The following is a 12,647-nucleotide window of genomic DNA, read 5'->3' as shown; positions in this document are numbered from 1 at the left end:
GGGTGGCCACGTCGTAGGCTGGGTCGGTGTCCACCGCCAGCAGGGTCCGCCCGGTTCCCGGCGTACCGCGACCGGGGCGGGCCGGCCCCGCGGCGGCGGCGAGCCCGATCTCGACGGCCGGGCGGGACCGGTGAGTAGCGGCCGGCCGGGCACCCGGGACCTGCACCAAGGGCTGCCGCCGGCCATGCGGGAGGCGGTGGACGACTTCGCCGACCACCTGGCCCGGGTCCGCAACCGCTCCGCGCACACCGTCCGGGCGTACGTCGGCGACGTGGTCTCGCTGCTCGACCACGCGACGCGGATGGGCTGTGCGGACCTGTCGGAGCTGGACCTGACGGTGCTGCGCAGTTGGCTGGCGCGGCAGCGCACGACGGGCATCGCCCGCACGTCACTGGCCCGCCGGGCCGCCTCCGCCCGCACGTTCAGCGCCTGGGCGCACCGGGCGGGCCTGCTCGGCAGCGATGTGGGCGCCGCACTGGCCAGCCCGAAGGCACACCGGGAACTGCCCAGCGTGCTCCGCGCCGACCAGGCCGCCGCCCTGATGGCCATGCCGGACCGGCACGTCCCGCCGGCGGCGGACCGCACCGTCCCCGAGCCGGCCGGCTTCCGCCGCGGTGCGGACCGCCCGCTCGGGCCGGCCGAGGAGGCGGTGCTGCTGCGGGACCGGCTGCTGCTCGAACTCCTCTACGCCACCGGCGTACGGATCAGCGAGGCGTGCGGCGTGAACGTCGCCGACGTGGACCACGCAAGGCGGGTGATCCGGGTGCTCGGCAAGGGTGGTCGGGAGCGGACCGTCCCGTACGGGGTGCCCGCCCAGCGCGCGCTGGACGAGTGGCTCAGCCGGGGCCGGCCGGCCGTGGCCGGTCCCGCCTCGGGCGGGGCGCTGTTGCTGGGGGCCCGGGGCGGACGGCTCAACCCGACCACGGCCCGGCGGATCGTCGCCGGGTACGCCGAGGCCGCCGGCCTGCCCCGGACCACCCCGCACGCACTGCGCCACTCGGCCGCGACCCACCTGCTGGAGGGCGGCGCGGACCTGCGGGCGGTGCAGGAGCTGCTGGGCCACTCCTCGCTGGCCAGCACGCAGATCTACACCCATGTGTCGGTGGAGCGGCTACGGGCGGCGTACCGACAGGCGCATCCGCGCGCCTGACGGACGACCTGGGAGAACCCCAAGTTGATGATCCACGAAGGGCTACGATCGGCGGATGACCGTTCCGCGGCCACCCGAGCCGATTCCCGGGGCTCGGCTGCTCTTCTCCCTCGATCCATCGGTCAGCTATCTCAATCATGGCGCGTTCGGTGCGGTGCCGATCGGCGTGCAGCGGGCCCAGCAGCGGCTGCGTGACGAGATGGAGGCGAACCCGCTGCGCTTCTTCACCCAGGGCCTGGTGGAGCGGATCGCCCACACCCGGCGACATCTGGCCACGTTCCTGGGTGCCGACCCGGGCGGCACCGCCCTGGTGGGCAACGCCACCACCGGCGTCGCCGTGGTGCTCCAGTCGCTCGGCCTGCGCGCCGGCGACGAGGTGCTGACCACCGACCACGGGTACGGCGCGGTCGCCTTCGCCGTGGAGCGGGAGTGCGCGCGCACCGGCGCGACGCACCGCTGCCTGGCGGTGCCGCTGGACGCGGGTGACGAGGAGATCGTCGAGATCGTCCGGGCCGGCCTGCGCCCGGGGCGTACCCGGCTGCTGATCGTCGATCAGCTCACCTCACCCACCGCCAAGCTGTTCCCGACCGCCGCGATCGTCGGGGTGGCCCGTGAGCGGGGCGTGCCGGTGCTGGTCGACGCCGCGCACGCGCCGGGGATGCTGCCGGTCAACGTGGCCTCGATCGGTGCCGACTTCTGGGTGGGCAACCTGCACAAGTGGGCGTACGCGCCGCGCGGCACCGCCGCGCTCGTGGTGAGCGAGCCGTGGCGGGAGCGCATCCAGCCGCTGGTCGTCTCCTGGGAGCAGCAGGGCGGCTTCCCCGCCCGGGTCGAATGGCAGGCCACGCTGGACTACACCGGCTGGCTGGCCGCCCCGGCGGGCCTGTTCACCCTGCGCAGCCTCGGCGTCGACCGGGTGCGCGCGCACAACGCCGCGCTGGCCGCGTACGGGCAGCGGGTGGTCGGGGACGCGCTCGGGGTGGCGCCGGCCGACCTGCCGGACCCGGGCGGGCCGACGGTGGCCATGCGACTGGTCCCGCTGCCGGCCGGCGTGGCCACCACCATCGACGCGGCACACGAGCTGCGCGCCAGGATCGCGGAGCGGCTCGGCGCCGAGGTCTCCGTGGCCGGCTGGCACGGCCGGGGTTGGCTGCGCCTCTGCGGCCAGGTCTACAACACGCCGGAGGAGTACGACCGGTTGGCGATCCGCCTGCCCACGCTGCTCGCCCAGGCCTGAGCGGTCACTCACCGGACGACCCAGGGGACGGCGACGGGCCGACCCGAAAGCCTGCCAGGCGAGCGCTCACCGGGCCGGCCCGAGGGACGGTGCCGAGCCGACCCGCAAGCCTGCCGGTCGGCCGCTCACCGGGCCGGCCGAGGGACGGTGCCGACCCGACCCGCAAGCCTGTGCTGAGCGGCCGCTCACCGGGCCGGCCCGAGGGACGGCGCCGGGTCCACCGGCAGCAGGCGGACCGGCCCGAGGCCGAGCAGGGCGAGCGGGTCCAGGTAGTCCTCGCCCCGGCGCAGACCCCAGTGCAGGCAGGCCGACGCCGGGCAGCCGGGGTGGCCGGCGAGCAGCACACCGATCGGCGTACCGGCGGCGACCCGGGCACCGGCCGGCAGCCCGGGTCGGACCGGCTCGTAGGTGGTGCGCAGCCCACCGGCGTGCCCCACGGTGACCACCGGACGCCCGGCCACCGGGCCGGCGAAGAGGACCGTCCCGGCGACGGCGGCACGGACCTCCGCACCCGGCGCGGCGGCCAGGTCCACTCCCCGGTGGCCGGGCAGCCACGGCTGCGGCGGCGGGTCGAACCGGCGTACCGGCCGGGGCGGGCCGGCGAGCGGCCACACCGCGGCCGTCCACAAGGGTCCGTCGGCCGGGGCGGGGTGGTATCCGCCGGCCCCGCCGACACCCGGTGCCGACGACGCCGCTCCCGGCTCACCGGCTCCCGGCGCCGGCCCGGCCGCCGCAACGCCGACGGCCGGCGTGACGGCCGGACCGGTGAGGTGCAGGGCGAGCAGCAGGCATCCGGCGGCGGTCAGCCGCCCCGACGGTGAGGTCCACACGCCGGCAGCCTGCCGGCGGGCCGACCCGTCCCGCCAGCGCCGGCGGTGATCCCTGTGGACGGTGGTCGAGCTGTGGACGGTGCCCCGCGCACGGGGCAGATCTGCTACGGGACCGGGCCTATGCTGGCCGGGTGACGACGGACTGGTACGCCTGGCACGCCGACTACGACCAGCCGGACTCGGCGCTGTCCCGGCGCCTGGCGGAGGTGCGCGACCAGGTCCGGGCGGCCCTGGACAGCGCCCCGGCCGGTCCGCTGCGGGCGGTCAGTCTCTGCGCCGGCCAGGGGTCGGACCTGCTGCCGGTGCTCGCCAACCATCCCCGCCGTGACGACGTGACCGCGCGCCTGGTCGAGCTGGACCCGCGCAACGCCGAGGTGGCCCGGCGGTTCGCCGCCGAGGCCGGCCTGAGCCGGGTGGAGGTGGTGGTCGGCGACGCCGCGCGCACCGACCAGTACGCGGACCTGGCGCCGGCGCACCTGGTGCTGGCCTGCGGCATCTTCGGCAACATCGTCGACGCGGACATCCGGAACACGGTCCGGCACTGCGCCGCGCTCTGCGCCACCGGCGGAACGGTCCTCTGGACGCGGCACCGCGACGAGCCGGACCTGGTGCCCACCATCTGCGCGTGGTTCGCCGAGGAGGGCTTCGAACCGGTCGCGGTGAGCAGCCCGGCGGACGGGGTCGGGGTGGGCGCGCACCGCTTCACCGGGACGCCCCGCCCGTTGCCGGCCGGCGCCACCATGTTCGAGTTCGTGCGTTAGCGGACGACCGCAGCCCGTCTGGCCACCGTGGCGCCGGGTGGGGGCGGCCAAGAACCGGGTGCGGCGGGTCGACGTGGTGGCGGCGGTGTCCGGCCGCCGGGCCGGGACGGCCGGATCAGCCGCCGAATCCGGAATCTGCGGGAAGCGAAATGTCGGGCTTTTCGAGCTCTTCGACGTTGACGTCCTTGAAGGTCATCACCCGGACATTCTTCACGAACCGCGCCGGACGGTACATGTCCCACACCCAGGCGTCGTGCATCTCGACCTCGAAGTAGACCTCGCCGTCGGAGTTGCGCACGTGCAGGTCGACCTGGTTCGCCAGATAGAAGCGGCGCTCGGTCTCCACCACGTAGGAGAACTGGCGGACAATGTCGCGGTACTCCCGGTAGAGCTGCAGCTCCATCTCGGTCTCGTACTTCTCGAGATCTTCCGCGCTCATCGCACTCCGCCTTCCATGACCACATCTTCCCCCACCGGTGCCGGGGGTCGCGGCTGCTCGCCCAACGCCACGCCGACGGTACTCCCTGGCGCGCCGGAGCGCTCCATCGGCGTGTCCGGGCCCTCAGCCGCCCCGCCACCGACCACCGGCCGCCGCGCCCGGGGCGGCCGGCCGTCCCGGCCCGAGACGGCCGCCACGTTCACGTACGAGAAGCGGTGCTCCCGGCAGGGCCCCCGCTCCCGCAACGCGGCGGTGTGCTCGGGGGTGATGTAGCCCTTGTGCTCGGCGAAGCCGTAGCCCGGGTACCGCCCGTCCAACTCCACCATGATCCGATCCCGGGTGACCTTGGCGAGCACGCTCGCCGCCGCCACGCAGGCGGCCACCCGGTCGCCCTTCCAGACCGCCAGCCCCGGCACGTCCAGCCCGTCGACGCCGAAGCCATCGGTCAGCACGTACTCCGGGCGGGTGGTCAGCGAGGCCAGCGCCCGCCGCATGGCGGCCAGGTTGCACACGTGCAGCCCGCGACCGTCGACCTCTTCGGCCGGGATGACCACCACCGCGTACGCCAGCGCCCGCGCCACCACCTCGTCGTAGACCCGTTCCCGGGCCGCCGGGGTGAGCAGCTTGGAGTCGGCCAGCTCGTCGATCTCGCCGCGCCGCCCCTCCGGCAGCACCGCGGCGGCAGCCACCAGCGGGCCGGCGCAGGCCCCCCGGCCGGCCTCGTCGGCCCCCGCCACGTGCCGGAAGCCCCGCCGTTGCAGGGCCCGCTCCAGGGCGTAGAGACCGCCGTCGCGGCGCACCACGGTGCGCGGCGGAGTCAGCACGGCAGGCTCCCGTTGCCGGCCGGCACCGGGCCGGCGCCGAGCACCCGGGTGAGCAGGTCCGGCAGGTCGGCCGGGTAGTACCGCGCGGTGCTGGCGGCCAGCTCGGCGGCCGTCCACCAGCGGTGCCCGTGCACGCTGGCCCGCTCGATCTCGTCGAAGCCGGCCGTGTCGACCGCCCATCCGGAGATCCGGACCAGGAAGAATTCCTGCTCCTGGCGATACCAGACGCCGTCGAACGGGAACTCGATCGTCTCGGCCGCGACCGCCTCGCCCAGCTCGGCCGGGGCCAGCCGCAGGCCGGTCTCCTCGGCCAGCTCGCGGGCCGCGCCCTCGGCCGGGGTCTCCTCCGGGTGCAGGCCGCCTCCGGGGGTGAACCAGTAGCGGTGGCCGGGCCGGGCCGGATCGCTGCCCTCGAAGAGGAGCACCCGGCCGCCCGCGTCGACGAGCAGCACCCGGGCCGCACGGCGAGGGTGGTAGGTGGTCACCGCCCAAGACTGCCAGACGTCTCCGACAACCGCCCACGCCCCTCCGGTCAGGGCTGGGGGATCCCGTCGAACTGCTTCGGCACGCTGAGCCAGGTGGCCCGGTTGACCGGCCAGAAGATGGTGAAGGCCCGGCCGATGACCTGGTCCTCGGGGATGGTGGCCTCGTTGATGTCCTCGCCCGACTGCTGCCAGTGCTCCAGCGAGTCGCCGGAGGCCTCCCGGTGGTCACCCATCACCCAGAGCCGACCCTCCGGCACGGTGATGTCGAAGTCCTGGTCCGCCGGCTTGTTGCCGGGGAAGATGAACGGCTCGTCGATCGGCTTGCCGTTGATGATCAGGCGCTCCTGGTCGCCGGTGTGGTCGCAGCAGACGACGTGGTCGCCGCCGACGCCGATCACCCGCTTGATGAAGTCCTCACCGTCGGGGTTGCCGCTCCACTCGGTGGGCGCCTTGAACACGATCACCTCGCCCCGGTGCGGGGAGCGGAAATCGTAGACCAACTTGTTGACCAGCACCCGATCGTCAATCTTGAGGGTGTTCTCCATGGAGGGCGACGGAATGAAGAAGGTCTGCAGCACGAAGGCACGTACCAGCACCGCGACCAGGATCGCCACACCCAGGAGAATGGGCAGCTCCTTCCAGAAGGAGTTGCGCGGCTTCTCGGTCTGCTCGTCAATCACGGGAGGAGCCTACGTCCCCGGGTGCGACGCAGTCGCCCCGAACGCGCGAGAACGGAGAGGGCGGCCGAGGTCGGCAGGAGCAGCACCACACCACCCACCGGGTTCGGATCCACCGGCACCGGCCGGGCCGGTGCCGCGTCGGGCTGCGGCAGGTCGGCGAAGGTCCGCGGGACGGGCAGGGTGGTCCACCGCTGCTGCGGCCAGACGATCATGAAGGCCCGTCCCACCACGTTGTCGATCGGCACCGGCCCCTGGCAGCGGGCGTCCTGCGAGACCAGCCGGTGGTCACCCATCACGAAGATCTGCCCCGGCGGTACGACCACCTCGTTGAACTTGCGGGAGCGGCACTCCTTCGGGTTCGGCGGCAGGTTCTCCGGGGAGTCCTCGGTCACGTACGACCGCTCGTCCAGCGGCACGCCGTTGACCACCACCCGGCCGTCGTCGCAGCACCAGACCTTGTCGCCGGGCACGCCGATGACCCGCTTGATGAAGTCCTTCTCCCCCGGCCGGCTGACGCCGACCAGATCGCCCAGCGTCCGGCCGAGCTTGCCGACGAAGTTGGTCGGCGGCGCGGGGGCCTCCTGGGCGACCCAGTTGTCGGTGCCCCGGAAGACCACCACCTCGCCACGGACCGGGTCGCGGACGTCGTAGACCACCTTGTTGACCAGCACCCGGTCGCCGATGAGCAGGGTGTTCTCCATCGACCCGGAGGGGATGAAGAACGCCTGGAGCAGGAAGGTGCGGATCAGCACCGCGAGGCAGAAGGCCACGATCAACAGCAGCGGCAACTCCTGCCAGAGGGGCATCTGCCGCCGGGTGCGCCGGGACCGCCGGCGCCACGGATCGACGGCACCGTCCTCATCAAGCATTTGCACCATGCCACTCTCCGGTCCGCGGAAACGACACTACCGCCCGGGAGCCTCGTCGTGAGACCCCACGGGCGGCAGTGGACCGCTGTACGCCGTCCCGCGCCCGTACGACCAGGGTAATGGGATCTGGTCGATACGACATCCGCGCAGGTCAGGCGTGGCGAGCGGGAGTTCAGCTGGTGGGCTGCTTCTCCCGCAGCTCCTTGATCTTGGCCTTCTTGCCGCGCAGCTCGCGCAGGTAGTAGAGCTTGGCGCGGCGCACGTCACCGCGGGTCACGACCTCGATCCGGTCGATCGCCGGGCTGTTCAGCGGGTAGGTGCGCTCCACGCCCACGCCGAAGCTGACCTTGCGGACCGAGAAGGTCTCGCGCAGACCGTCACCCTGGCGGCGGATGACGACGCCCTGGAAGATCTGGACCCGGGACCGGTTGCCCTCGACGACCCGCGCGTGCACCTTGACGGTGTCACCGGCGCGGAAGTCGGGCAGGTCAACGCGCTTCGACTGGGCGTCAAGGGCGTCCAGGATGTTCATCGCTGCGTCCTCGTGAGGCTCACGGCGCATCGTCAGTCGATGCGCGGATGGGTGATTCTGACCCCCGGGTGGTGGTCGGCGACGCCGACCCCCGGCGGGGATCCACAGAGCCGACCCCCGGTCGAGGGTCCTCGCAGCCGTCCACGGCGTGGAAGGCTGCGGCAACCCCTCTACTTTGCCACATCCCCGGGCGGCAGCTGAAATCCACCCCGCTCCAACGCCGCCCGGTCCCGGTTGTCCAGGCTCTCCGCGGGCAGCGCGGCGATCATGTCGGGGCGGCGGTCCGCCGTGCGCAGCAGCGCCTCGTCGCGCCGCCAGCGGGCGATCCGCCCGTGGTCGCCGGAGCGGAGCACCTCGGGCACCTCGTGCCCGCGCCAGCTCGACGGCTTGGTGTACATCGGGGCCTCCAGCAGCCCGTGGGCGTGCGACTCCTCGTCCAGCGAGCCGGCGTTGCCCAGCACCCCGGGCAGCAGCCGGGTGACCGCCTCCAGGATCACCAGCACGGCCACCTCGCCACCGAAGAGCACGTAGTCACCGAGGGAGACCTCGGTCACCCGCATCCGGGTCGCCGCGTGCTCCAGCACCCGCTGGTCGATGCCCTCGTACCGGCCGCAGGCGAAGAGCAGGTGTGACTCGCCGGCCAGCTCGTGCGCCATGGCCTGGGTGAACGGGACGCCGGCCGGGGACGGGACGAGCAGCCGGGGCAGGGTGTGCCCGTCCGGGCTCAGCTCGTCGGGGGCCAGGGCGTCCAGCGCCTCGCCCCACGGCTCCGGCCGCATCACCATGCCGGGACCGCCGCCGTAGGGCGTGTCGTCGACCGTGCGGTGCACGTCGTGGGTCCAGGTCCGCAGGTCGTGTACGGCCAGCCGCAACGTGCCGTTGGCGCGGGCCTTGCCGATCAGCGACAGGTCCAGCGGGGCGAAGTACTCGGGGAAGATCGACACGATGTCGACGCGCATGGGGTGGCTCCAGTCAGAGGTCGAGCAGCCCGCCGGGCAGCTCCACCACCACGCGCCCGCCCGCGAGGTCGACCTCGGGCACGATCGCCTTGACGAACGGGATGAGCGCGGTCTTCCCCTCCGGGCGGCGCAGCACCAGCAGGTCGGAGGCGGGGGCGTGGTCGATCCGGGCCACCTCGCCCAGCCGCTCGCCGGCCGGGGTCACCACGGCCAGGCCGACCAGCTGGTGGTCGAGGAACTCCTCCGGGTCCTCCGGGGCGGCCACGTCGGCGCTGTCCACGCCGAGCAGGGTGCCGCGCAGCGCCTCGGCGACGTCACGGTCCAGCACGCCCTCGAAGGCGACCAGCATCCGCCCCTGGTGCCAGCGCGCGGCCTCGACGGTCAGCTCCGCGGGCACCCGCCAGGCGCCCGGCTCGGACGGGACCGCCCCGGGCTCGGTGCGCAGCACCATGCCCGGGGCGAACCGTGCTTCGGGCTCATCGGTCCGCACCTCCACGGTGACCTCACCGCGGATCCCGTGCGGCTTACCGATCCGGCCGACGACGAGAAGCATCAGTACGAGTCGACGATGTCGACGCGTACCCCGCGCCCACCGATGGAGCCGATCACCTGGCGCAGCGCCTTGGCGGTCCGTCCGGACCGCCCGATCACCGTGCCGAGGTCCTCCGGGTGCACGCGGACCTCGAGCCGCTTGCCCCGACGGGAATCGACCATCCGCACCCGGACGTCATCCGGGTGGTCGACGATCCCCTTGACCAGGTGCTCCAGGGCGGGACGCAGCGCCATGTCAGGCCTGCTCGCCGGACTCGACACCGGTCTGCTCCTCGGCCTTCGGGGCCTCGGCCTCCGGCTTCGCGGCCTCCGGCTTGGCGGCCTTCTTGGCCGGCTTGGCCGGGGTGTCCGCCACACCGGCGGCGGCCTTCGCCTCGGCCTCGTACGCCGCCTTGCGGTCGGCCCGCTCGGGGGCGACCTTCAGCGGCGGCGGGGCCGGCAGGCCCTTGAACTTCTGCCAGTCACCGGTCAGCTCCAGCAGACGCTGCACGGCCTCGCTCGGCTGAGCGCCGACCGACAGCCAGTACTGGACCCGCTCCGACTTGACCTCGATCACCGAAGGGTCCTCCTTCGGCTGGTACACACCGACGAACTCGATCGCGCGACCGTCGCGCTTGGTGCGCGAGTCGGCGACGACGATGCGGTACTGCGGGTTGCGGATCTTGCCCATCCGCAGGAGCCGGATCTTTACGGCCACAGTTGTTTCGCTCCTGTTGCGATCTCACCGGCCCGGTGCCGGGCGGTGTGGCGGGTGAGCGCCGACCGGCACAGTGGGGTTTGGGCCGGAGACTGCTCGGTGAACTGGCGACGCGCCCGGGTTAGAGGGCGCCGGACGCGCGCCGGATACCAGCGACCCATTCTGCCAGATCCGGCCGGGAACTCTCACACCGGACCCGGACACCACGCCCGGGGTGGACCGGGCCGTGACGGACGACACCGGTTCAGCGCACCGGCGGGCGGTCCCACCCCGGCGGAAGTTCGTCCGGTACGTCCCATTCAGCCGGCGGGGCGAAGTCGCACCAGGTGCCGTCGAACGGGAACTCGCCCGCCTCGGCGGTCCGGATCACCCGCTCGCCCTCGGCGCGGACCGCCTTCTCGTCGGTCACCCAGTAGTGCTCCGGAAACGCCAGCCGCTCGGAGAACTCGTCCTCGTCCTTCCACTCCCAGCTCAGGTCCGGGCGCACCACCACGTCGAGGTCCTGGTCGACCATGTCGACCCCGGCCACCTCGCCATCGTCCCAGCGGACGCCGGGCTCCTCCAGGTTGACGTACCAGTTCTGGAAGCGGCCCTGCGCGTCGCGGAACCACCAGACGGAGTGGGCCGCGCCGGCCGGCAGGAACTTCAGCACCGGCGGGCCGTTCCACCGCCCCTGCGCGAGCCGGTAGGACGACCTCACCCACTCGGCGAACGGCACGGCCCGCATGCCCAGGCCGGCGGCGTTCACCTCGTGCGCCACCGGCGCCTCCCGCGCCACCCAGAGCACCAGGCCGCGCTCGTCGTCGGAGACCACCCTGGCCGACCGGACCCAACCGATCCGGCCGTGCCGCACGTTCCGGTGCATGATCAACCGGCCGGGCTCGAAGCGCACGTCACCACCTAAGGCTGTCGACCGGAGCCCCGACCACCACCGGGGGCGAGCGGCGGGGCCCCTCCTTGCACCTCAGTAGGCGCGGGCCAGGACGGCGACCAGGTCCGGCTCGTCCTCCGAGTCGGGCACCGAGCCGTCGGCGCGGAGCAGGCACCGGACGGTGACGCCCTGGCCGTTCGCCTCGGCCTCACCGGCGACGCCGACCGCCGACCACGGCACCTTCGCCCAGCCGGTGGCGGCCGCCTCGATCGCCTCGGCCAGCGTCGCCACCTCGACGGTGCGGGACCGGAGGAACTCCAGCGCCTGGTCGTGCAGCGCCCGCTGGTCCGCCTCCAGCGCGGCCAGCACCGCACCGACCACGTCGGCCACCGGCGTCGGGGCCTTCGAGCCGTCCGTACGCCGCACCACCACCGCGTTGCCGGCGGCCAGGTCACGCGGGCCGACCTCGACGCGCACCGGGTAGCCGCGCAGCTCGGCGTCGACCGCGCGGCGGCCGAACGCCGTGTCGGTCCGGTCGTCGAGCGCCACCCGCACCCCGGCGTCACGCAGCGCGTCGCGCAGCTTGGCCGCCGCCTCGCCGACACCCTCGCCGTCCTTGACGATCATCACGTACGCCTGGATCGGCGCCAGCTTCGGCGGCACGCGCAGCCCGTTGTCGTCGCCGTGGCACATGATCAGACCGCCGAGCATCCGGGTCGAGGTGCCCCAGGAGGTGGTCCAGGCCAGCTCCCGGCCGCCCTCGGCCGAGGAGTAGCTGATGTCGAACGCCTTGGCGAAGTTCTGGCCCAGCTCGTGGCTGGTGCCCAGCTGGAGCGCCTTGCCGTCGCCCATCATGCCTTCGCAGGTGTACGTGGCGGTGGCGCCGGCGAAGCGCTCGCGGGCGGTCTTCAGGCCGACCAGCACCGGGATGCCGAGCACGTTGACCATCAGGTCCTCGTACGCCTCGTGCAGGATCCGGCGGGCGTAGGCCCGGGCGTCCTCCCGGGTGGCGTGCGCGGTGTGCCCCTCCTGCCAGAGGAACTCGCTGGTGCGCAGGAAGATCCGCGGGCGCAGCTCCCAGCGGACCACGTTGGCCCACTGGTTGAGCAGCAGCGGCAGGTCCCGGTACGAGTCGATCCACTTGGCCATGAACTCGCCGATCACCGTCTCGCTGGTGGGGCGCACCACCACCGGCTCGGCGAGCTGCTTGCCACCACCGTGGGTGACCACGGCCAGCTCCGGCGAGAAGCCCTCGACGTGCTCGGCCTCGCGCTTGAGGTAGCTCTCCGGGATGAACAGCGGGAAGTACGCGTTCTCCGCGCCGGCCGCCTTGATCCGGGTGTCCATCTCGGCCTGCATCCGCTCCCAGATGGCGTAGCCGGCCGGTCGGATCACCATGGTGCCGCGCACCGGGCCGTTGTCGGCCAGCTTCGCCTTGGCGATCAGGTCCTGGTACCAGCGGGGAAAGTCCTCCGCCCGGGGAGTGAGCACGCGTGCCATGACCGCACATCCTATTCCGCCGCACGCCCCGCCCCTGCGCCGGGGAGCGCCCCCCACACCCCCCACGCCCCCCCACGCCCCCCACCCCCCCGCCCCGCCGCCTTGATCAAGGAGTTTGCGTCGGCGAACGCTACCTCCCGGGGCGCAAACCCCTTGATCAACGCCGGCTGGGGCGGACGGGCGGGTGGGTGGGGTCGGGGTGGGGGGTCGGGGTGGGGTGGGGTGGGGTGGGGTGGGGTGGGGACGCTCCTATGACGCGTC

Annotated in this window: 16 protein-coding genes; 3 read left to right on the top strand and 13 right to left on the bottom strand. The window is 73.5% G+C overall.

The annotated features are described in order from the left end of the window. Positions 1–184 precede the first annotated feature (184 nt). A complete protein-coding gene (locus LQ51_RS22300) occupies positions 185–1,150 on the top strand; it encodes a tyrosine recombinase XerC (protein ID WP_046568813.1) in 966 nt (321 codons plus the stop codon). A gap of 55 nt (positions 1,151–1,205) precedes the next feature. After that, positions 1,206–2,387 carry an aminotransferase class V-fold PLP-dependent enzyme gene (locus LQ51_RS22295; protein WP_046568756.1) on the top strand — a complete coding sequence of 394 codons (1,182 nt, stop codon included), beginning with the start codon at positions 1,206–1,208 and terminating at the stop codon, positions 2,385–2,387. Between the two features lie 185 nt (positions 2,388–2,572). On the opposite strand, the gene LQ51_RS22290 is transcribed toward LQ51_RS22295, so the two are convergent. Next, positions 2,573–3,217 carry a murein hydrolase activator EnvC family protein gene (locus LQ51_RS22290; RefSeq protein ID WP_231605829.1) on the bottom strand — a complete coding sequence of 215 codons (645 nt, stop codon included), beginning with the start codon at positions 3,215–3,217 and terminating at the stop codon, positions 2,573–2,575. Positions 3,218–3,348: 131 nt separating this feature from the next. Here LQ51_RS22290 and LQ51_RS22285 point away from each other — a divergent pair, with 131 nt between their 5' ends. Beyond that, positions 3,349–3,978, top strand: a complete 630-nt coding sequence (locus LQ51_RS22285; RefSeq protein WP_046568754.1) for a class I SAM-dependent methyltransferase — start codon at positions 3,349–3,351, stop codon at positions 3,976–3,978. Between the two features lie 115 nt (positions 3,979–4,093). On the opposite strand, the gene LQ51_RS22280 is transcribed toward LQ51_RS22285, so the two are convergent. The 12 genes from LQ51_RS22280 to proS all read right to left on the bottom strand — a co-directional run bounded on the left by LQ51_RS22280 (position 4,094) and on the right by proS (position 12,386). Beyond that, positions 4,094–4,417 carry a DUF2469 domain-containing protein gene (locus LQ51_RS22280; RefSeq protein ID WP_007075222.1) on the bottom strand — a complete coding sequence of 108 codons (324 nt, stop codon included), beginning with the start codon at positions 4,415–4,417 and terminating at the stop codon, positions 4,094–4,096. Beyond that, positions 4,414–5,241, bottom strand: a complete 828-nt coding sequence (locus tag LQ51_RS22275) for a ribonuclease HII (protein ID WP_046568752.1) — start codon at positions 5,239–5,241, stop codon at positions 4,414–4,416. Before LQ51_RS22275 ends, LQ51_RS22280 begins: the two co-directional genes overlap by 4 nt. Beyond that, entirely contained in the window at positions 5,235–5,726 is a 492-nt protein-coding gene (locus LQ51_RS22270) for an NUDIX hydrolase (RefSeq protein WP_046568749.1), read from the bottom strand. Before LQ51_RS22270 ends, LQ51_RS22275 begins: the two co-directional genes overlap by 7 nt. Before the next feature lie 47 nt (positions 5,727–5,773). Then, positions 5,774–6,406: a signal peptidase I gene (gene lepB / locus LQ51_RS22265; protein ID WP_046568748.1), complete on the bottom strand. Its 633-nt coding sequence runs from the start codon at positions 6,404–6,406 to the stop codon at positions 5,774–5,776. Then, positions 6,403–7,284, bottom strand: coding sequence for a signal peptidase I (lepB, locus tag LQ51_RS22260; protein WP_046568746.1), 882 nt, complete (start codon positions 7,282–7,284; stop codon positions 6,403–6,405). Before lepB (LQ51_RS22260) ends, lepB (LQ51_RS22265) begins: the two co-directional genes overlap by 4 nt. Before the next feature lie 163 nt (positions 7,285–7,447). Beyond that, a complete protein-coding gene (gene rplS, locus LQ51_RS22255) occupies positions 7,448–7,807 on the bottom strand; it encodes a 50S ribosomal protein L19 (RefSeq protein ID WP_046568744.1) in 360 nt (119 codons plus the stop codon). A 170-nt stretch (positions 7,808–7,977) separates the two neighbouring features. Further along, positions 7,978–8,766 (bottom strand): tRNA (guanosine(37)-N1)-methyltransferase TrmD, encoded by a 789-nt coding sequence (trmD, locus tag LQ51_RS22250; protein WP_046568742.1) that lies wholly within the window; start codon positions 8,764–8,766, stop codon positions 7,978–7,980. A gap of 13 nt (positions 8,767–8,779) precedes the next feature. Then, complete coding sequence (gene rimM, locus LQ51_RS22245) at positions 8,780–9,319, bottom strand: ribosome maturation factor RimM (protein WP_046568739.1); 540 nt, start codon at positions 9,317–9,319, stop codon at positions 8,780–8,782. Next, positions 9,319–9,579 carry an RNA-binding protein gene (locus LQ51_RS22240; protein WP_187399607.1) on the bottom strand — a complete coding sequence of 87 codons (261 nt, stop codon included), beginning with the start codon at positions 9,577–9,579 and terminating at the stop codon, positions 9,319–9,321. Before LQ51_RS22240 ends, rimM begins: the two co-directional genes overlap by 1 nt. After that, positions 9,554–10,015 (bottom strand): 30S ribosomal protein S16, encoded by a 462-nt coding sequence (rpsP, locus tag LQ51_RS22235; RefSeq protein WP_046568736.1) that lies wholly within the window; start codon positions 10,013–10,015, stop codon positions 9,554–9,556. Before rpsP ends, LQ51_RS22240 begins: the two co-directional genes overlap by 26 nt. Positions 10,016–10,259: 244 nt before the next feature. Further along, positions 10,260–10,907 (bottom strand): ribonuclease FAU-1 family protein, encoded by a 648-nt coding sequence (locus LQ51_RS22230; RefSeq protein ID WP_046568734.1) that lies wholly within the window; start codon positions 10,905–10,907, stop codon positions 10,260–10,262. Positions 10,908–10,979: 72 nt separating this feature from the next. Then, positions 10,980–12,386, bottom strand: a complete 1,407-nt coding sequence (gene proS / locus LQ51_RS22225) for a proline--tRNA ligase (RefSeq protein ID WP_046568732.1) — start codon at positions 12,384–12,386, stop codon at positions 10,980–10,982. Positions 12,387–12,647 lie beyond the last annotated feature (261 nt).

Origin of the sequence: Micromonospora sp. HK10 (assembly GCF_000982955.1) — a bacterium.
In the GTDB taxonomy this organism is placed as follows: domain Bacteria; phylum Actinomycetota; class Actinomycetes; order Mycobacteriales; family Micromonosporaceae; genus Micromonospora.
This window is presented reverse-complemented; position numbering and strand designations above follow the sequence as displayed.

Excerpts from the sequence above, each read along its gene's own strand:
- rimM (WP_046568739.1), bottom strand. The coding sequence starts at position 9,319 with ATGCTTCTCGTCGTCGGCCGGATCGGTAAGCCGCACGGGATCCGCGGT.
- LQ51_RS22280 (WP_007075222.1), bottom strand. The coding sequence starts at position 4,417 with ATGAGCGCGGAAGATCTCGAGAAGTACGAGACCGAGATGGAGCTGCAG.
- lepB (WP_046568746.1), bottom strand. The coding sequence starts at position 7,284 with ATGGTGCAAATGCTTGATGAGGACGGTGCCGTCGATCCGTGGCGCCGG.
- LQ51_RS22300 (WP_046568813.1), top strand. The coding sequence starts at position 185 with ATGCGGGAGGCGGTGGACGACTTCGCCGACCACCTGGCCCGGGTCCGC.
- rplS (WP_046568744.1), bottom strand. The coding sequence starts at position 7,807 with ATGAACATCCTGGACGCCCTTGACGCCCAGTCGAAGCGCGTTGACCTG.
- proS (WP_046568732.1), bottom strand. The coding sequence starts at position 12,386 with ATGGCACGCGTGCTCACTCCCCGGGCGGAGGACTTTCCCCGCTGGTAC.
- LQ51_RS22295 (WP_046568756.1), top strand. The coding sequence starts at position 1,206 with ATGACCGTTCCGCGGCCACCCGAGCCGATTCCCGGGGCTCGGCTGCTC.
- trmD (WP_046568742.1), bottom strand. The coding sequence starts at position 8,766 with ATGCGCGTCGACATCGTGTCGATCTTCCCCGAGTACTTCGCCCCGCTG.